General features: G+C 48.8%; 15 protein-coding genes. 4 read left to right on the plus strand and 11 right to left on the minus strand.

From position 1 onward, the window contains the following. Positions 1–454: 454 nt before the first annotated feature. The 4 genes from cydC to KB236_05930 all read right to left on the minus strand — a co-directional run bounded on the left by cydC (position 455) and on the right by KB236_05930 (position 6,548). Positions 455–2,191, minus strand: coding sequence for a thiol reductant ABC exporter subunit CydC (gene cydC, locus KB236_05915; protein ID UIF30231.1), 1,737 nt, complete (start codon positions 2,189–2,191; stop codon positions 455–457). Further along, a complete protein-coding gene (gene cydD, locus KB236_05920) occupies positions 2,188–3,924 on the minus strand; it encodes a thiol reductant ABC exporter subunit CydD (protein ID UIF30232.1) in 1,737 nt (578 codons plus the stop codon). The genes cydC and cydD overlap by 4 nt, the downstream gene beginning before the upstream one ends. 166 nt (positions 3,925–4,090) lie before the next feature. After that, positions 4,091–5,101 carry a cytochrome d ubiquinol oxidase subunit II gene (cydB, locus tag KB236_05925; protein UIF30233.1) on the minus strand — a complete coding sequence of 337 codons (1,011 nt, stop codon included), beginning with the start codon at positions 5,099–5,101 and terminating at the stop codon, positions 4,091–4,093. Beyond that, entirely contained in the window at positions 5,094–6,548 is a 1,455-nt protein-coding gene (locus tag KB236_05930) for a cytochrome ubiquinol oxidase subunit I (protein ID UIF30234.1), read from the minus strand. The genes cydB and KB236_05930 overlap by 8 nt, the downstream gene beginning before the upstream one ends. 284 nt (positions 6,549–6,832) lie before the next feature. On the opposite strand from KB236_05930, the gene KB236_05935 reads away from it, so the two are divergent. Both KB236_05935 and KB236_05940 read left to right on the plus strand, forming a co-directional pair. Then, positions 6,833–7,780 carry a phosphoglycerate dehydrogenase gene (locus tag KB236_05935; protein UIF30235.1) on the plus strand — a complete coding sequence of 316 codons (948 nt, stop codon included), beginning with the start codon at positions 6,833–6,835 and terminating at the stop codon, positions 7,778–7,780. Positions 7,781–7,909: 129 nt separating this feature from the next. Then, a complete protein-coding gene (locus KB236_05940) occupies positions 7,910–9,082 on the plus strand; it encodes an FRG domain-containing protein (GenBank protein ID UIF30236.1) in 1,173 nt (390 codons plus the stop codon). A 156-nt stretch (positions 9,083–9,238) separates the two neighbouring features. On the opposite strand, the gene KB236_05945 is transcribed toward KB236_05940, so the two are convergent. From KB236_05945 to KB236_05955, 3 genes are all read right to left on the minus strand, one after another. After that, positions 9,239–9,448 (minus strand): transposase, encoded by a 210-nt coding sequence (locus tag KB236_05945; GenBank protein ID UIF30237.1) that lies wholly within the window; start codon positions 9,446–9,448, stop codon positions 9,239–9,241. Between the two features lie 378 nt (positions 9,449–9,826). Next, positions 9,827–10,813 (minus strand): DUF4065 domain-containing protein, encoded by a 987-nt coding sequence (locus KB236_05950; GenBank protein ID UIF30238.1) that lies wholly within the window; start codon positions 10,811–10,813, stop codon positions 9,827–9,829. Between the two features lie 17 nt (positions 10,814–10,830). After that, the gene (locus tag KB236_05955) at positions 10,831–11,154 is read right to left on the minus strand and encodes a type II toxin-antitoxin system MqsR family toxin (protein UIF30239.1); all 324 of its coding nucleotides are present in this window, start codon (positions 11,152–11,154) and stop codon (positions 10,831–10,833) included. 388 nt (positions 11,155–11,542) lie between these two features. Here KB236_05955 and KB236_05960 point away from each other — a divergent pair, with 388 nt between their 5' ends. After that, a complete protein-coding gene (locus KB236_05960) occupies positions 11,543–13,078 on the plus strand; it encodes a tyrosine-protein phosphatase (GenBank protein ID UIF30240.1) in 1,536 nt (511 codons plus the stop codon). A 132-nt stretch (positions 13,079–13,210) separates the two neighbouring features. Here the strand turns inward: KB236_05960 and KB236_05965 are convergent, their stop codons facing one another. The 3 genes from KB236_05965 to KB236_05975 all read right to left on the minus strand — a co-directional run bounded on the left by KB236_05965 (position 13,211) and on the right by KB236_05975 (position 17,708). Further along, on the minus strand, positions 13,211–14,317 hold the full coding sequence (locus KB236_05965; protein UIF30241.1) for an acyltransferase family protein: 1,107 nt from the start codon (positions 14,315–14,317) through the stop codon (positions 13,211–13,213). 703 nt (positions 14,318–15,020) lie between these two features. Further along, positions 15,021–16,094: an LCP family protein gene (locus KB236_05970; protein ID UIF30307.1), complete on the minus strand. Its 1,074-nt coding sequence runs from the start codon at positions 16,092–16,094 to the stop codon at positions 15,021–15,023. A gap of 201 nt (positions 16,095–16,295) precedes the next feature. Continuing rightward, positions 16,296–17,708 carry an amino acid permease gene (locus KB236_05975; GenBank protein ID UIF30242.1) on the minus strand — a complete coding sequence of 471 codons (1,413 nt, stop codon included), beginning with the start codon at positions 17,706–17,708 and terminating at the stop codon, positions 16,296–16,298. A 671-nt stretch (positions 17,709–18,379) separates the two neighbouring features. Between KB236_05975 and asnA the strand changes: the two genes are divergently transcribed. Continuing rightward, positions 18,380–19,387 (plus strand): aspartate--ammonia ligase, encoded by a 1,008-nt coding sequence (gene asnA, locus KB236_05980; protein ID UIF30243.1) that lies wholly within the window; start codon positions 18,380–18,382, stop codon positions 19,385–19,387. 97 nt (positions 19,388–19,484) lie between these two features. Here the strand turns inward: asnA and KB236_05985 are convergent, their stop codons facing one another. Then, a complete protein-coding gene (locus KB236_05985; protein UIF30244.1) occupies positions 19,485–19,961 on the minus strand; it encodes a Cro/Cl family transcriptional regulator in 477 nt (158 codons plus the stop codon). Between the last annotated feature and the right edge of the window lie 171 nt (positions 19,962–20,132).

The raw sequence follows: 20,132 nt of genomic DNA on the forward strand, positions 1-20,132 counted from the left end.
TCACCGGTCGATGGCTTTTTTGACGCCGCTATGCCCAGTCAATCGACCAATTCATCACCGGATAATTCCGCAAATAAACTACTTAATGGCTAGATACGATCGCAGACCCCTTCCCTTGCCATTCAACGGGTCATTCCGTATCATGACAGTTGAGCCCAGCACTTAATCAAAAAATGTCCGCTTTCAACACATCGATGAGGCAAGCACCACTAACCAATCTACAAGATCGTACCCAACCATCCAGTACCAGTATCAAGCAGTCTACCAGCATGAAAACACATTCTTTCTGCACCACCAGATACAGGCACACACGACACCTGCCCTGAGCACACCCAACCTTGGGGCCAAACGCTGGACTCGATCCACGTTTTACCGCAACAGAAAAACCTCTGACCAACCCAATCAGAGGTTTTTTTAAACAATTATGCCGAACGTATGTTCAATAGGTGTTTCTTTACCGGCCGCGATCCAAGTTGTACAGCGATTGAAAACGCGGATTATCACGGTACAGCTCGGCCGGCGTGCCCTGCATATCAAAGTGACCGTCCTCAATGAACCGTACTTGATCGACATGATTAATCCCAGCCAAGTGGTGGGTTACCCAGATAATCGTCTTATCGTGTAACACGTCAAAGACCGTATCCAGCAGGTGCTGCTCGGTAATCGGGTCGAGGCTGACCGTGGGCTCGTCTAGGATGATGATCGGCGCGTCCTGCAGGAGAATCCGGGCCAGCGATAACCGCTGCCGTTCGCCGCCGGAGAAGCGGCTCCCCGCCTCCTGAACCTGCGTCTGATAGCCTGCCGGTAACCGCGTAATCAGGTCGTCCAGTTCGACGGCCTTTACCGCGGCCATGACTTCCTCGTCCGTGGCGTTTAGATTTCCCAGCCGGACGTTGTTCATGACCGTCGTATTAAACAGATACGGTTGCTGGTCCAGCACACCAAACAGCGTGGCGCGTTGCTCCTGTAAGCGTGAGATAGACTCGCCGTTCAGGGTAATCTGCCCACTGGTCGGCGTCTCATCGCCCAAGATGAGTTTCAACAGCGTACTCTTCCCAGTGCCGCTGGGGCCAAGTAGCGCCAGCTTTTCGCCGGGATGAAGTGTTAACGAAAGATCGTCGATGACCTCCCGCTTGGCCCCCGGATAGGTAAACTTCACGTGGTCCAGCTTCAATTCGTCCAGCGCGCCAATGGTGGTTTGGGCGACCTGTTCCGGCTCGTGTTCGTCCAGGGCATTCACCCGTTGAATGGAGTTCTGATAGACCGGCCACTCGCTGACCCCCTGGCTCATATCGGCGAAGGGTTCGACCGTAGGGAAGAGTGCCAGACCAAATGCAGCGACCCAGTTGGCCTCAGCCTGGTTGTGGGTGAACATGACACCCGCCCACCAGACTAGAAGAATGACCGCGGCCCCGAAGATAAATTGAATGGCAAAGTTCCGCCACCACTGAAAATGATGGTCCGAACGCCGTAACGCCGCGATCTGGTCGATGGGCGCGTCCTGCTGGGCCAAGAAGTCCTGCCGGCGCCCGGAGATTAACCAATCTCCCAAGCCTAAAACGGCGTCGGTTAGCTGCGTGTAGAAGGTCCGTTGAACCTGCCGAGCTTGGAATTCGCGCCGCCCGTTGACCGTCACGGACAATAGCGGCATCAGAACTACGATGACACCCAGCAGAACCAGCATGAGTAGCCCGAAGGCCCAGTTAAAGTAGCCAATGCCGATCACCACAAACAGGTAGAGTAACCAGCCAATGACCAGCGGAAAGACCGTTCGTAGATAGAGGTTTTCGATGTGGTCGATATCCTCGGCTAAGATGCTGAGAACATCCCCCGTCTGGTGCGTCTGGCGAATCGCCACCGCCTGCTTCTCGACGGCCTCGTACAGTCGCTTCCGAAAGTCCGAGACAATCCGTAAGACCCAGTTGTGGCTGGTCAGACGTTCCGCATAGCGAAAGGCTGGCCGCCCAATCCCGAAGGCCCGTGCCAATACGATGGGCACGTAGATCATCAGAATGTTGTAGGGATGCGTGGCCGCCCGACTAATCAGGTAACCGGAGTTAAACATCAGCGCCCCGCCACAGAAGAACGTCATGAATCCCAGAAACAGGACCAGTGCCAGTAGTTTCTTGTAGCGACGCAAATACGGCATGACCCAATGATCGTGCTTAAATGTTGCGAAGAATCCCTTCATTTGACCGTCGCTCCTTCCATTTCAGACCGTAACCGAACGTAAGCGCCGCCCTGTTGTTGAAGTTCGGCGGGCGTCCCCTGTTGGACAATCTCGCCGTGATCCATCACCAGAATGTAGTCCATCTCGTTCATCCAGTGTAACCGGTGTGTCGCAAAGAAGACCAGATGGTGGTCAAAGACCGGTAGCATCGTCTGCTTCAGCTCTACTTCGGTCTCGATGTCCAGATGCGCCGTGGGTTCATCGAATAAGAGAATCCGCCGCGAGTCATCCAGGAAGGCCCGCGCCAGCGCAATTCGTTGGGCCTGACCACCACTGACACCACGGGCCCCCTCGCCAATCGGCGTCTGCAGGCCATCCGGTAGCGTGGCAATCCAGTCGGTTAAGCCCGCCTTGGCCGCGGCGGCCGTAACCGCCTCGTCGCTAGCCGTGGGGGCGTAGAAGGCCAAGTTATCGCGTAGACTCGCGTGGAACAGGTATGGCGCCTGAGGAATGTAGACGAAGCTCCGCTGCCAAGCCCGCTGGTCCAGATGGGGCACGGCGGTATCCCGCACCATGATCTGACCGGTGTCGGGGCTCAGAAAGCCCCCTAGCGTGTTAATCAGCGTGGACTTCCCGGAACCCGAGGCCCCGATGATGCCCACCTTCTGAAAGCCCTGAACGGTGAAGTTGATGTCCTTTAACGTGGGCTTCTGCGCGTCACCATAGCTCACGTTGACGTGTTCCAGCTTAATTGCGTCGTGATCCTGCCAGACTGGGTCACGCATCTCGAGCAGATCCCGGTCGCTTGGTGTCGGCCGTTGTAAGATGTCCAGCACCGCCGTTAAGGCGTTCTTCCCGTTCAGCGTGGCGTGGTAGTCGTTGGCAAAGTTACGAATCGGCGCAAAATAATCCGGTGCCAGCGTCAGGATAATCAGCGCCGGTAACAGCTGAATCGTATTGTCCATCAACCCGAAGCCCAGGAAGACGGCGATAATCGCGATCGACAAGGTGGTGAAGAAGTCCAGCGCAAAGGTTGAGGTCATGGCAATCGTTAGCGTCGACATGGTCTTCTTGCGGTAGTCTTCACTCACCTGGTAGACATTGTTGGCGTAGGTCTTGTTCAATCCCAGCTGCTTCAACGTTGGCAGCCCCCGCAGTGTGTCCACGAAGTGATTGGACAACCGCTGATAGCCGGCGTACTGCCGATCGGCTTTGGCTTGGGCGGCCAGGCCCAGAATAATCATGAAGAAGATAATCAACGGATAGATGGCCAGGAGAAACAGGGCCTCCTTCCACTGAATCAGGGCTATGTAAATCAGGACAATCCACGGCGTCAGCGACAGGTCCAAGACCTTGCCGATGATTAGCATCAGATACGTCTGAATCTTATCGATCCCTTCCAGTCCCATGGTGACCACGTTCCCGGTCCCCTTCTGAGCGACGACGCTGGGCCCGAGGTCAAAGAGCTTGGCCATGAATTGCTTCCGTAGCGTCTTGGTCGTGGTCTCCACGAACGGATACAGGAGCCAGTTCTTCGATAAGGTCAGGAGATGCCGCGCCAGAAAGGTCACCGCAAATAAGGCCAGTGGCACGACGATCGTCCGCACTGATTTCAGCTGCCACAAGTTAACGATCGCAACCGATAGGTACTTCGCCTGAAAGATAATCATAAAGGCTTGGATAAACGTCAAGACCGCCATGATTGCCGCGGCCGGCTTGACGCCAGGAAATTTAAACACACGTTTATCAATCAAAGTAACGCCCCCTCTAAACAAGTAAGTCTTACTGCTATGATACAGCTTTCAGTGGTAATTTTCGAGCGCTTACATTCGCGATTCCGCGGGTGTTTTCCCGCTTACATCGCGGTTAATAAAAAGGATGCCGCCCGAAGACGACATCCCCGAAATCTAATTTTAATGGCTACGCGCTTTGCTTAGGTGATGCCAAGCGCTTGTAGAAGACCCAGTAGCTCCAGATGAAGTAGATCAACACGATTGGTAGGATGCTAAACGTGAGAATCGTCATCAGATGGAGCGTGTATGGCGAGTTCGACGAGTTCTTAATCAGTAGCGAGTTGGCCGGATTGTTGGCAATCATGACCCGTGGGAACAAACCGTTGAAGATTAGGACCACCACGCTAATGAGTGATAGACCACTGCCGACAAAGGAGAGCCATTCATGATTCCCCAGTACGCCCCAGTAAGCCAGGACGGTGAAGATGACCAGCGCCACGACAATCGCCGTGGTGGTCATTGGCTTCTTGTCGAAGAAGTCCGTGGAGAAGAACAGGAGTACCGCGAAGACCACTTCACCGGCGAAGAGCACCGGATAGAGAATCTTGTTCCAGGCCAAGGCCCGGTCGCGTAGGCTACCAGACGTCTTCAGCCGGATGAAGTTCAGCCCGTGAACCAGGCAGAGGACCGTGACAGCCACCCCACCGACGATGGAGAAGAGGTTGACGTAATCGCCGAAGTGGGCGGTCATGTCGCCGTTCTTGTCAATCGGCATCCCGGCAATCATGGCCGTGAACAACATCCCAAAGAGGAAGGCGGCACAGAAACTCCCGATGGTTGCGGCCCATTCCCAGAAGTTCCGCCAGGTATCCGTTTTCATATTTGCGCGAAATTCGAAGGATACACCCCGGAAAATCAGGGCGGCTAGAATCAGGAATAAGACCAAGTAGAAACCGGAGAATAAGGTGGCGTACCACATTGGGAAGGACGCGAACATCGCCCCACCGGCCGTGATCAGCCAGACTTCGTTACCGTCCCAGTGCGGGCCAATGGTCTTGATAACCACGTCCCGTTCATCACTGGTCTTGGCGAAACTCTTCACCAACATCCCGACACCGAAGTCGAACCCTTCAAGGAAGAAGAAACCACTGAACAACACACCAATCAGAATAAACCACAGAAATTGTAGGCTAGTCATGATTGAACGCCCCCTTCGAGTAAGGATCTAACTCTTTCGTATCACCAGCTGAGTAGCCATCCGTGTTCTCGGCGTCCGGACCAGCCTTTAACGTCCGGTGGCAGAGAATAATCATCACGAGCCCCATGATGGCAAACATGGCGAAGTAAACGATGTTGGTCGTCAGTAACGAGGCTACGGAAACATTTGGCGAAACGGCGTCGGCGATCGTCAGGAGACCGTAGACAATCCAAGGGTACCGCCCAAACTCAGTGACGAACCAGCCGGCCGTGTTGACCACGAATGGTAGCCACAGGCATAGCCCTAAGATGTACAGGAACCACCGTTGCTTCATAATCAGTTGTGACCGTTTACGGTTGAAGATTAAGCCCACGATAGCGAGTAAGGCGAACAGGGCCCCAGCACCTGCCATGATCCGGAAGCTCCAGAACAACGTCTTGGTTGGGACGTAGTAGTTCATGTCACTACCGAACTTCTTATCGTACTTCGCGTGCATGTCCTTGTTGACTTGATTCATGCCTTTAACCGTCCCGGTCGTCTTGTGATAGCTCAATAAGTTCAAAACGTACGGCACGTCGACGGACCAAGTCGTTTTGTGTTGCTTGGTATCGAAGCCGGAAACAGCTGCCCATTCACCCTTGTTGGTCGAGTTCTTGTAGAGCCCTTCCATGGCGGCGAACTTCATGGGTTGATTGTTGATCAGGTAACGGGTCTGTAAGTCCCCACTGGCGATGGAGCCCAGGGAGAAGATTAACCCGATGACCAGCGCAACATTCAAGGACTTGCGGTAGAAGCCCACGTGGTCCTTCTTCAGTAACCGCCAAGCAGAGCACCCGGCGATCACGAAGGCAGCGGTTACAAAAGCCCCGAAGATAACGTGTGGAAATTCATTCCACAGCTGCGGGTTACCGACCACCTTACCGAAGCTGACCATTTGAACGTGGCCCGTCTTCTGGTTGATGATGTACCCTAAAGGATTCTGCATGAAACTGTTGGCTGCCAAAATCCACAATGCGGATAGTGAAGACCCGAACATAACCAGCCAAATAAAGAGCGTGTGGACCCACTTGTTGAAGCGATCCCACGTGAACATCCACATCCCGATAAACGTGGATTCCAAGAAGAATGCGGCCAAGGCTTCGATGGCTAATGGTGCCCCGAAGATGTCCCCCATGAACCGCGAGTATTCGGACCAGTTCATCCCGAATTGGAATTCCTGAATAATACCGGTAACCACACCGACGGCGAAGCTGTACAGGAACATTTTGCCCCAGAACTGCGCCATCTTTTTGTAATCCTCATCACCTTTGATGGCGTACATGGTTTCCATGACGGCCACCACGAAGGCTAACCCGATTGAAAATGGAACGAAGAAGAAGTGAAAGACAGTGGTCATTCCAAATTGGAACCGCGCTAGGCCTAGGATATCCAGACCAAGATTTAGCATTTTTCTAACCTCCCCAAACGTTATTAGTGTAAATAAATAATTGCTGTCTTGAACTTATTATATCTAGTGATAAGTGAATTTTCAATGGTTGACTACCAATATCGCCAAAGTTAATGGAATATATTCGAAATTCGTGCGATCATTGTTCGTTGACTTTCGTAACACTTCTGAAAAAGTGTGTCAGACTGGTGAAAAATAATGCATGCGCTTTCAAATTAAACGCTAAAATTGCGTGGAGTCGTGCTAAAATAAAGATAAGTAATTGGTATGAGGAGGTTTTCAGCATGACAGAACGCGTACTTGCCCTACAACCCTTGACGACGGACCAACGCACCCGACTGGAACAAACCGGTGTGGAGATCGTGGATTCGACGGACTGGGAGAGTAAGGCCCCAATCACCATCATCTTCGGCTGGGATAAAGAGGTGGGCCCAGCGGCCTTGATGGCGCCGAACAATCAGGTGAAATGGATTCAAACGGTCAGCGCCGGGATTGACTACCTGCCGCTAGACTGGATTAAGGCCCACAACGTCCGGGTCACCAATGCCAGTGGCGTCTACTCACCGGCGATTGCGGAATCAACGATTGGCTACCTGCTGTACTTTATCCGTGGTTTTAACGAGGCCGTGAAGAACCAGGCCGGCCACTTCTGGCAGGTCCCGCAACGTGACGACTTGAGCTTGTTGGCGAGTCAAAAGGTCGTTATCTACGGCACCGGCAGTATCGGCCAGACGATTGCCAAGCTGTTAAATGGCTTCGGTAACCAGCCGTACGGTGTGAACCGCTCCGGTCATCCGGTAGATGGCTTCAAGGATACGGTCAGTCTCACCGACGACAGTACCCTCTTGAAAGACGCGGATGCGGTGATTAACGCCATGCCCGCAACCAGTGCGACCGTCCACTACTTCGATGACGCCTTCTTCAAGCAATTGGATGGGCTCAATATCTTCATCAATGTCGGTCGCGGCAAGTCGGTCGACCAGCAGGCGTTGATGAACGCCCTACTCTATCAAAACGTGTTGCACGCGGCACTGGACGTTTTCGAAGAAGAACCGCTGGATAAGAACTCGCGGCTGTGGGATTATCCCAACGTCTTGGTCACGCCCCACCAGACTGGCTTTGCGAAGGAAAATACTAAGCCGGTGTTAGATATCTTTGCGAAGAACCTGACGAGTTGGGTTGCCGACGAGAGTTTGCCGGTTAATTTGACGGATGTGGCGTTGGGGTACTAGGTATTAACGTTATATCTTTAGAAAGAACTCGCTACGGCGGGTTCTTTCTGTGTTAACACCAAATGAGGCTTTGCAGGTCGATTAAACCGTAAAGTTTCGTACCAAAATCTAAAGGTGAGATGACCCAACTTGTATAACAAAATAATTTCAAGCGTCTCCGAATATATCAAATCTATCAATTATTTGATTGATTACAGCGAAAAATATTACGCGGAAAATAACGATGATGAGGAGAATAATCGTAAATCCAAAAATGTAGCAGTATATTTTCGAGGACAAAGTAAGGAATACGGCAACACACTGCCCAGCCTACTTCAGAAACAGGAGTTTTACGAAAACGAAACCACTTTATTCAATGACTTTCTAGCAAGAGATCCCGAGCTTTTCGATGTCACACAGAATAATTTTGACCGGCTAGCACTGATGCAACACCATCAGTTACCAACTAGATTGCTAGATTTAACTACAAATCCTTTAGTTGCATTATACTTTGCGGTTGAAAAACACGATGACTCTGATGGTGAAGTATATTTATTTACTAACAGCTTCAAGATAGCAGAGCTTTCAAAAGCATTTCAAAAATCTACTTCCGGGCCATTTAACAAACGACTCTCTAACGAAATAATATACAATTATGGGCGGGGTAAATCCAAAATATCTAAAACACCGTTTAGTGATGAAATTGAGGTTGAAGCATCATTAACTCGGTTAAATAAAACAGACCGTTTAGCATTTATTACTGGGCTCGACAGTTTCTTTAAGTGCTTATCTTCAAAACACACTGTACTTAATAAGCCACTTTGGCCAATGATCTATAAAGGGGTTCCTATTAAGAAAACGGCTCATCCTTCTGGCGTACTAAACGATATAGCAAATAATTACTGTACTTTGATGAAAAGCGCTTGCTCAGAACGACTTTATCATGAGATACGAAAAGATATAGGCGACTTCACTTCAAAAATCAACCCATTAGAAATGTTACTGCCAAAAATTGTATCTCCAAGAATAATTGATGAACGCATCAGAAATCAACGGGGATTATTTATGTTTATTCCATTTATACCTGCACAACATTATAACTTTAAAACTGTGCAAGACGAATCTCAAAATCGAATTAATATCTTACGCGTAACCAACGACCAAGGTGGCCTCGTAAAGTTGAATATCCCTGCTGATCACAAATGTGCAATTCGTAAGGAACTCGCGAGAATTGGTATTACCCGAAATTTCATTTATCCAGAACATAAGTCAGTTGCTCTCGAAATTAAAAACAAGTTCACAGATAACCACTATCAAAAATAGTTATTGATATACACTAACCACATAGGATTAAATTCGACCGGCGCAAAAGAGAAAAAAATGTTCTATTGCAGGCTATACTCCGGAAGTGTTAAATTTTTTGTGTAATAGAAGACCTCTCCCATTAGTTAGCTATTCATGCACTGCATCTAATGTGTACTAAATTTGTTTGAATCCTCGCTGCGTTCGCTCAAAATTTCGGCTATTATAGTCACGAATGACTGTGCCCAAAACCCGTTCTAGCGTCGATTCATTGGAAAATTGTTTTTTCTTTTTGGTCTGACACTTAGTTTTTTTGTTGAACATCTCAATGAGATTGGTGCTATAGATACTGCTATGAACCACTGTCGGAAACGTAAAACCGATCAAAATTGACGATTGCCCTTTAGCTTATTTATCATCCGAAGATAAGACTTTTTACCACTTGCCTATTAAGTCGATCAACTTTTGTTTCGCATCAACCTTTTGGGAAGATTACCCGGACGTCCTGATTCCTTGCACCAAACCGGATTCGCGAAGGAAAACACCAAGCCCGTGCTGGACACCTTTGAGAAGAACTTGACCGGTTGGGTGGCCGATGGCAGTCTATCGGTTAATTTGACGGATGGGGCGTTGAGGTACTAAGTAACTTGTGAACAAGAAAAGATGTACTAGCTCAAAAAGAGCCGGTGCATCTTTTACTTTTGTAACTCTCTGAAATCTCGGAACAGCGAATATAAAAACGCCTCCGCAAGAACGAAAGCGTTACTAGTTTTCATTTAAAATAGTTAGTGAATTTGCGTAGTCATACGAAATCAGCTCGGCATTCTCATTATCAATCCAAGCCTCTTCCTTATGGGAGAAAGCAGCGATTGACTTGGCAGTCATACCTTTAAAGCGTTCCAACGTGGCATGCATAACTGCTAATTCTTCTTTTGAAAACAATGTCGCATTGAAGTCTGCGTTGGGCGCATAGTAACTCCAATCATATTGACCTGCACTAATTTCCTTCTCAACGATAAGATTAGCGCTCTCCATGGATCCATACAACAAACTATATTGATCCGGAACAGGGCCATGAGGGAGCCGCGCATAAGAAACCCCGCTTATTGAAACCGTGTTACGGGCAAAATGGGTAAAATCCGCGTAAAACAACAGTTTATTGAGTTTGGTTTTCGTCAGTTCTGGCACATTAATCACGAAGTATAAAACCATATTGGAAAACTTTTTTAAATCAAAGGCATTATATCCCGAAAATTCAGAGTAATTAATATCCGTAAACAATGCATTAATTCCCTTTTCAATGAATTTCTTCGATTGTTCTACTCCGGAAGTGCCAACGTTTTCTTCAAATGCCGCCTTACCACGCTCAGTCATTGCTTCCTTAGAGGTATCATACAACGGTTGCGCCACATCGGGATCTGTCTCTAAGGCCAGCAATATCTTGTTATTCGCTACTGAAGGCAATGAGCCCGTTTCATAAGTGGCAATGGTCGTCGCACTCCATCCTAATAGGGTAGCGAAGTCCCTTTGACTTAAACCAAACGAATGACGCACCCTTTTAATGCGTTCAGGAGAAATGATGCCGTGCTTCCCCCGGTATTCATCGAATGCACTTAAAATTGCTTGATTATCAAGCTTTTCATCGAATACTTGTTCACCACTGTCTACGTCAAAGCGGGCACTCGTCACAACATCTACCTTTTCTCCTCGGATAGTGTAGGTCTCATCTACCGACTTTACTTCTGTTTTCATTAGTATCGCCCCCCCCTTTAGTCGTAAATTGTTTCATGAAATGAAATGACCTTGGCATGTCCATTCATGAGTTTTAATTTTATGTATAAGCGCTTTTCAGTTTCACCATTTTTGTAGAAAACCCACAGGTATTCACCGGGTCTATCTCTATCTCGTTCTGGTCCCTTAACGTAATCACCAGGCGTAAGTTTCATGAGTACAATTTTAATTGATTCGGGCGTCATTTCGGTTACCTGAGCGTATGCCACTCTACGTTGGACAATTTCCCAGTTGCCGTGACTAAGGGCTTTTTTAAAGTCTTGCAAGAATCGTCGAATTGTCGCTTCGCTAGCTGAACCCATGGCTATCCTCCACATTTATGTCTACGGTTATCATATCATTGCTACAAATTTGTAGCAAGAATTACGAATCAACAAAATGTTTAAGTTTGGTTTCACGCAATAAACTGCGGTATACGGTCAATACTGGAACTAGCGATTCAATTCCAGTAAAGTTCATCTAAGCTGTTATCCATTTTTTAATCGGCTAAATTTTATTTTACGTGATCACAATGTTCTCTTCCATTTCGCTTCCCTAGCGTGTGATACCGCACCCATAAACACAATTATATTTCCATCTTTTTGCGGCTTTACAAAATTAATACAAAAAATCTACATCCCCGCTACATTCGTCTGATAATCTAATGGATGTCATAAAAAATTACTGATCCAATTAGGAGGAGTATCATCCATGCATCGATCAACTATTGTCAAATCACTAAGCCTCGCCGGCGTCATTCTCTCGCTCATGAGCGTCGGAGTTCCTAGCGCCAGTGCCGCTACCACCGCCCAAACCCCATTGACCACTGAAACGCGTGCCACGGGAAACCGGACGACCACTAGCCAGACCGACTTAGCCACAGCGGACCCCATCATTCAATCTCGCTTGAGCAAGGACGAAATGGCCGAACAGGTTGCCCTGTACGGCGACGTCAAGGATACCTTGGTCAAGTTGGCCGGAACCAAGAACACGCGCGATATCGGCGGCTATAAGACTGCCAATGGTAAATTCCAAATTCGCCCGAACCGCCTGCTACGGTCCGACAACCTGAACAAAGTGACCAACAAGGACAAACATATTCTCGCGGCCGACTATCACGTGACCTCCATCGTCGACTTCCGAACTGATGGCCAGATCAATAGTCTGCCCGACCAACATATCCCCGGGGTGGACAATACGAGCATCTCCATTCTGGGCGTCAAAGCCTTCTCAGATAGTGTCGCGCTGAACGAAGAATTTGCCGGTGATGGCGGCTTCTACGTTCAGCAGCTGGAGTTCGGCCAGTCGGCGGTTCAAGGTTACAGCCGCTTCCTGAATATGCTGCTACATAACAATTACGCCACCCTCTACCACTGCTCATCGGGTAAAGACCGCACGGGAATCGCCACGGTGCTGATCATGTCGATTCTGGGGATGGACGAGAAGACCATCACCAATGACTTCATGCAATCTTACCAAACGGGTCGAACGGTCAAGCCAGCATGGCTCAAGGAATACTTCCGCGAAATTAAGACTCGCTACGTGACAATGGACCGCTACATCGCAAACGTTCTCCACTTCTCGCGGGCCCAAAAAGAAAAATTGCGGTCCATGTACTTAGTGTCAACGGATGGCACCAACACCGCCTACCAAGAGGGCGACAAGGTTATGCCAGATCCAGTCCCAGCACCGGTCAAACCAGCACCGACGCCAGCACCAAGTCAACCGGCACCAAAACCGAACCCGGAGCCGGCTAAACCAACGCCAGCCCCCGCTCCAACTCCGGCGCCAACGCAACCGGCGCCGGCTCCAGTACCGAGTCCGCAACCCGCTCAACCAATGCCGGCACCTACACCGGCCCCAACGCCAATCACGCCGACACCTTTCCTGACGCCAGCGTTGACCGCTGCGGCTAAACCAACGTCCGTAAGCAAGCCGCATAAGCACAAGCAGGTTAAGAAGACCAAAGCCAAGATTGTCTCCAGTAAGAAGCTGAGCACCAAGTATACTTACCGGCTGAAAGCCCGTAAGCAGTTATTCAAAGACGCCCACCTGCAAAAATCGCTGGGCAAGACCACTAAGAAGCACCAGCGGACAACTTGGAAGTTAACGAACGTTGAACGCATCAAGATCAAGGGTAAGACCCACACTTACTACAAGGTTAAGGACCATGCCGGACATAAGGGCTGGATTCTGAAGGCTCATGTGGTTAAGGTTAAGTTGCACCAGATGAGTCATCGAGGTTAATTACGAGTTAGATTTATATTTTTAGTAACAGGGTGCTAATGGACTTCTCCATTAGCACCCTGTTATTCATGTGCGTCCAATTCTAATGCTGACAGCTATTAAAAGTCTACCCTGAGAGTTCACGTCAAATACTTATTTCAGACCTATCTTTTTAAATGGATAACTTCGATGTAAAAAGAACGATCGAACCACTGGGGTTTTTACAACTAAAAAGGTTGCTATTACAGGAATTAAGATTCGATAAACATTTATCATAGCTATCTGAAGCATCCCATTCCGTAATACTTGTTGATGGATTAACATATCGGGTATCCTTGAATAATTCAGATCAACTATATGAAAGCACAAAATAATTATAGAATTTCGACCAATAAAAGCTAAACCGTTTGAAATCCAGTTACCACGATCCAAAAATTGAGCTATTTTGAACACAACTAACGAGGCACCAACCGCACCTACTATTGCTAACAATGTATCTGGAAATGAAACTGAAACCAGAAGAAAAGTCTGTCCAAATGCATCCAGAACCCACACAAAGATTCCTAATGTAATTGCCATTGAACTGATATTCTTTAAATAATCTTCTTCCTTAAAGAGATAACCTATATACAAAAAAATCAATGAAAACAAGGCCGCATTTATTGAAAAAGGCAGCAACCAGTAAGAAGAAACCAACTTACCAATTAAAGCCAACACTAATAATAGAAATATACGATTAGCGCTTTTATACGTAGAATGTTCTGTCTTAGTTATAACCAGGTTGAAAATTTGTACAGCAATTGCCATTGCTGGTAAAAACCAAATGGCACCTATTGGAGCAACGTTTAAAGAAATTGGCATCGTAGGCTTAAGTCCTACACCATATAGCGATGCAACAAAAGTATCACGAAAACTTGATAAGTAAGGCTTCAGAAAGAATATCGATAACCTATTAGTAATCAGCTCTAACACTATCATCAATCCACATGTTGTTAAGTAAGGTAATATAAGGTTCCAAAGCGCTCCCTTAGCCTCTCTCGAGTAGCTTTTTTTTCTAAACAGATACCCACTAAGTATGAAAAAAATAGGCATATGAAATGCATATATCATACGCCCAAATAATTCAATGAACCCTTTAACTGACGCCGTTCCAGTGAACATCCCTTGCCCCATATCAACATATAATGAATGTCCAACAATAACACTTAGCATTGCCAATGCCCTTGCAATGTCTATCCATTGAATTCTTACTTTTCCCATTTTAATTCTATCCCTTCTTAAGTTCCCGAAATGGAGGTATACCAAGGTACGACACTCATACTGGTAAAAGCGATAAAACTTCATACTCATATGCTAAAAAATCATTTATACACATAAAATACTTAAAGAACACTCTCATAAATAACGATTGCCTCAGTTAACAGTTAAACCGTCAGTCCCTAGATTCAAGGCCAAAAAATTCAAATCAATTGACTTCAGTCCCAACCAAGCCATTCTTATAACCCATACAAAAAGCTAAGGGTAAGACTCCTTCAAATAAGAAGCTGCACACCAAGTATACCTACCGCCCGAAGTAAAACAAACAGCAATCTCAAGGGCACACACTCCCCCTTAAGCCATGCCAGCAAGAAACACACAAAACACGTAGAAGCTAACCAACGTTAAACGCATCAAAATTAAAGGCAAGACAAAAAGGTTAAGGGCTACGCTGGTCACAAGGATTGAATTCGGAAGTATAACATGCTTAAGATTAAGCTACCTCAGGTGTTAATCACAGATAAACTCAAAATGATTCCAAATTTAATCCTAAAATATCTGGCCCGATTTAAAATTGAAGTGCAACACCCCTTAAGACATTAAGGGGTGTTGCACTTCAATTTTAAATCGGGCGTTCGGATTATAAAAAGACACTGCCCATCAGCATTCGCCATGGACAGTGTCTCACCTAAATCTTTGTTACTGCTTAATAACCACCACCGGGACCACCGTTACTTCCACCAGCATCCCCCGTACTCCCCCCGTTTCCGGTGGTGTCTGTACTGGTCGTGGTTGTGCTGGTTGCACTCATATCAGCAATGGAACCGGTTTTCTTATGTGTCAATCCCAGGCCCTTTCTGATGTAATTTGTGACCCGTTGTAGTTCGGATTTCGAGGCAACTTCCATGCTCTGACCGTTGATGGTTTCACTCGTTCCCTGCAGGTGGGTCGTCTTAATATGCTTGGTGGCCGACAGGTAATTGGTGGCCAAAGCGGTCAGATCATTGAAGGTTAAATCGGTCTGCGTCTGCTTAGTCAGTGAGCTAATGAACGATTCATTGAGTAACGTTCTGACCGATCCCGACTTCGCCAACAGGGCCATGATGACCTTACGCTGCCGCGTTTGCCGGCCGTAGTCGCCCTTAGGGTCATCGTCTCGCATCCGCGCGTAGGCCAGGGCCTTCTTCCCATTCATATGGGTCTTAACGCCCTTCTTGAAGGTATAGCCGCCGTAACTAAAACTCAAGGTTGGTTTCACGGTCACGCCGCCGACCTCGTTTATAATTTTTTCCATCCCGCCCATATTAATAATGGCATAAAAATCAATCGGGATATTCAGCATCTGCTGAACCGTGGTGATGGCCGTCTTGGATTTCCCGTAGGCATAGGCCGCGTTAATCTTCGAGAGACCATAGTCCTCGTAGCCCGGGATATTCACCGCCGTATCCCGCGGAATACTGGTGATAGTGGTCTTATTGGTCTTAGGATTAATCGTGACCACCATCATACTATCCGTCCGGCCGGAGAAGGTCCGTCCCAGTGCACCGGTGTCGGTCCCCATCAACAGAATGGAGATGGGTTTCTTCCCGGACAACTGGGCGTTAACGTTACGCAGCTTCTTCACGCCGGACGCCTGATACGAGGTCTTGACGGTATTCTTCAGGCTCTGGTACTTATGCATGCCATAGGCCGTCCCTCCCGCTAAGAGGGCGAGAATCACCACAATAATGATATTGCGGAGCGGATGACGCCGTTTTCTTGGTCTGTGTCGTGGTTCCATCATGGTTTGTCTTAACCACCCTTCCAGCCACCCGTGAACTTACCGGGTGGTGCTAAATTTTTCTCTGCTTAACTGACTTGTCCATTATAGAGACCTTTCCTTAACACTTCCTGAGTCGATAATATTCTTAATAAAAAACAAAGCGTTGCCGTCTCTGCAGCAACGCTTCGATGTTTCCCTTACCTATTTCATTTTGGCTGGCTAGGCCGCCTCTCGCCGCACCCGGCTATGGTGATAGCCGTAGCTGACGTAGACGATCAGACCCAGTACCACCCAGATACCAAAGGCTTCCCAAGTAAAAGGTTGTAGCTGCGTCATCAGGTACACGCAGGCCAGAAAGGACGCAATCGGCAAGAACGGATACCACGGCACCTTAAACGAGGTGTCCATGCTCTTGAAGCGCTCATCGTGACGCAGGAAGACAATGCCCAGCGAGACCATCGCAAACGCCGACAACGTGCCGATATTCACCAGCTCGGCAATCTTATCAATCGGAATAAAGGCCGCGAAGATACTGGCCACAATCCCGAAAATCCAGGTATTGGCCACGGGCACGTGGGTCTTGGGATGGAGCTTCTTCAGTGACGCCGGCAACAGGCCGTCCCGACTGATGGCAAACAGCAGCCGCGTGCCCCCGTAGGACATGACAATCAGCACCGTGGTCATCCCCACGATGGCCCCAAAGGAAATGACGCCGGCCGCCCAGTCCTGATGAATCAGGTTCAGCGCAAAGGCCACCGGATCGGCCACGCCCAACTTCGTATAGTGGACAACCCCAACCAGCACGGCTGACAAGCCGATGTAGAGCACGGCGGCCACCAACAGTGATGAGATAATCCCAATTGGCATGTTGCGTTTGGGATTCTTCACTTCCTCACTAGCCGTGGACACGGCATCGAAACCGATGTAGGCGTAGAAGGCCACCGCGGCCCCCTTGAAGACACCGTGCGCACCGTACGGCATGAACGGCCGATAATTGGCCGGCTTCACGTAAAAGATAGCAATGGCAATGAAGAGCAGAATCACGAGAATCTTAACGATTACCATGATATTGTTGATCCGGGCCGACTCCCGAATCCCCTTGGACAGCAAGGCGGCCACTAACATCGTAATCAGTAGCGCGACGATATCGATGCCGCCACCCTTGACGCCCGCGGTTCCGGCCGCTGCCTGTAAGAACGGCGGTAATTTTACCCCGAAGCCCGCCATCAGGTTCTGGAAATACGAGGACCAGCTCACGGCCACCGAGGACACCGCGAAGAGATATTCCGAGATCAGCGCCCAGCCCAGAATCCAGGCCACGAATTCACCGAAGACGGCGTAGACATAGGTATACGCGCTCCCGGCCAACGGAATGGTCGAGGAAAATTCGGAATAACACAGGGCCGCCATGGCACAGACGACCACCGCAATCACGTAGGATAACATGACGCTGGGCCCGGTATAGTTGGCAGCGATCAGCCCCGGCGTAATAAAGATCCCGGAACCCACGATGGCGCCGATGCCCATGGTGGTCAGACTAAACGCCGTTAAGGTCTTCTCCAACCCTGTCTTCTTGTATAAATCGGTCTGCACCTGCTTCTTAATGAATAGTTGCAGTGGTTGTTTGCCCATTGCGACTCCTCCTTTCACCCATATAATGAGAATTCAGTAAGACTAATTATTATATTCTAATTTTGACTGGGTGAAATGTCAAGCTGCAAATGGCGCTGAAAGCGCATTCTGATGGGATTTTATCCGGTTGGTTGTCGACAGATCGACCATTCGCGCTAAGCGTGGGATTCGACTTAGCCCTACCGCGGCCGTTCTATTTGGCCGACTAATCATTGACGGCCAACTTCATATTTTTTCGGCTAGCTACGATGCCAGCACTACCGCGGTTTTTCCGCTGATCGGGTTGCCTAATTCTCGTGGGATTTTAATTTTCTTATTTACAAATTCAAAAAAGGTGCTAGGATTAAGGCCATAAGATAAAAAACGGAGGAAAGACGAGTACGTCTAGTCGGCCTGTCAGTGAGTTGGGACTTAGTGCAAACCCAATCAGTGTTCGACTTCTCGGAATAACACTTTCTTAGTTGCTTCCTGAAACGCCTTGCGCGGTAGGGTTAGCCGTCAACCGGTACGTTACCATCGGTAGAGTATGTTTGTACTCTAATTGAGCTGGCCCATTTCTAGAGTGGGCAACTTGGGTGGTACCGCGAAAGTTTTTTCGTCCCTTGATTACACGAGGGATGGAAAAACTTTTTTATTTTATCTCGAACCTAAAACCCAAAGGAGATCCGCTTATGCATTTAATTGTGCCCAAATCATACGATCCTAAATTATCCGTCAAAGAAACCCAAGAAGCTATTCGCTACATCCGCGAAACCTTCCAGGAAGAATTCGGTAAGCAACTGAACCTCTCCCGGCTCACAGCGCCCATGTTCGTGGAAAAGTCCACGGGGCTAAACGACAACTTGAACGGTGTTGAAAAGCCCGTCTCCTTCACCATGGCCGACATGGGCGATTCCACGATTGAAATCGTCCACTCCCTCGCCAAGTGGAAGCGCGTGGCCTTAAAGAAGAACGGCTTCAAGATGCACGAAGGCCTCTACACCAACATGAACGCCATTCGGAAGGACGAGGACTTGGACAACTTCCACTCCGCCTACGTCGACCAGTGGGACTGGGAAAAGGTCATCGCCAAGGACGAACGGACCGAAGAAACGTTGAAGGCCACCGTCCGGACCATCTTCAAGGTCATCAAGCACATGGAACACGAAGTTTGGTACAAGTTCCCCCAAGCCGTTCACCACTTACCCGACGAGATTCACTTCATCACGACTCAAGAATTGGAAGACATGTACCCCGAAATGACGCCCCGCGAACGCGAGAACGCCATCAGCAAGAAACTCGGCTGCGTCTTCCTCATGAAGATCGGCGGTGCCTTAAAGAGCGGCAAGCGGCATGACGGCCGGGCCCCTGACTACGATGACTGGGAATTAAACGGTGACATTATGTTCTGGTACGAACCTCTCCAACAGGCGATTGAAATCTCCAGCATGGGGGTTCGGGTCGATGCCGCTTCCATGAAGAAGCAATTGAAGATTGCCCACGCCGAAGATCGGCTGAAGCTGCCTTACCACCAAATGATTATGAACGAAGAGCTGCCTTACACCATTGGTGGCGGGATCGGCCAATCCCGGCTATGTATGTTATTACTGGGTAAGGCCCACGTGGGCGAAGTCCAAACGTCCATCTGGCCGAAAGCCATGATCGACCAATGCGAAGCGGCCAACATTCACTTACTGTAAGCTAATCAGTTAAATAGAAGCTAAAAGCGTCATTCGTTAGACTGGGGGAATTCCTCGGTACTGCGAATGGCGCTTCTTGGTGTCACTTGTTAAATTACTAATCCGTTTTAATGCGAGCAATGACTTTATCTTTAAAGTAGTCTTCCATGGCCGTCATCTCGATGACGTGACCGGGCAGCGTCTCCGCCCACGGCTGATCGCACTGGACCTGTTCCATGAGCTCGACGGCGGAGAGGTTGCCGAAAGTCTGCCAAACACACGCGAGAATCGCCTGAAACTGTTGAATCCCCGTCAGGTAATCGTAGTCCGCCTGGTCATCGGCACTGATCTGACCGACGATTCCCGTCTGTCCAGCATACCGGGCCTCGACCGCGGGAATCATGACGCCGCGTTCGCCGGCCACCAACTCATCAGAAAATGCCTGAATGCCATAGACCACGACACAGATGCCCTGCACGTAATACAGCAACTGTGTCACCTTGCTCCGACTAAGCTCATCCGCGTCCAAGTCCTGCATCTGCTGCAAGCTCTTGACCCGAAACCAATTGACTATTTGATCGATATCGTTGTTCATGTCGGACCTCCTTGGAAAGCCTTCCCATCAACTCCGTCTACTCGTCTTGCCTAGCCCCATGATAACAAGCGCGTACGCGAGACACAACCCAAATCATACGCACCCTATGAGCTATCTGGGGACTAAACGACTCGGACCTAAATGGATTCATTGACTAGGCTTCAAGGTAGC

This window comes from Levilactobacillus brevis (genome assembly GCA_021383565.1).
GTDB lineage: Bacteria > Bacillota > Bacilli > Lactobacillales > Lactobacillaceae > Levilactobacillus > Levilactobacillus brevis_B.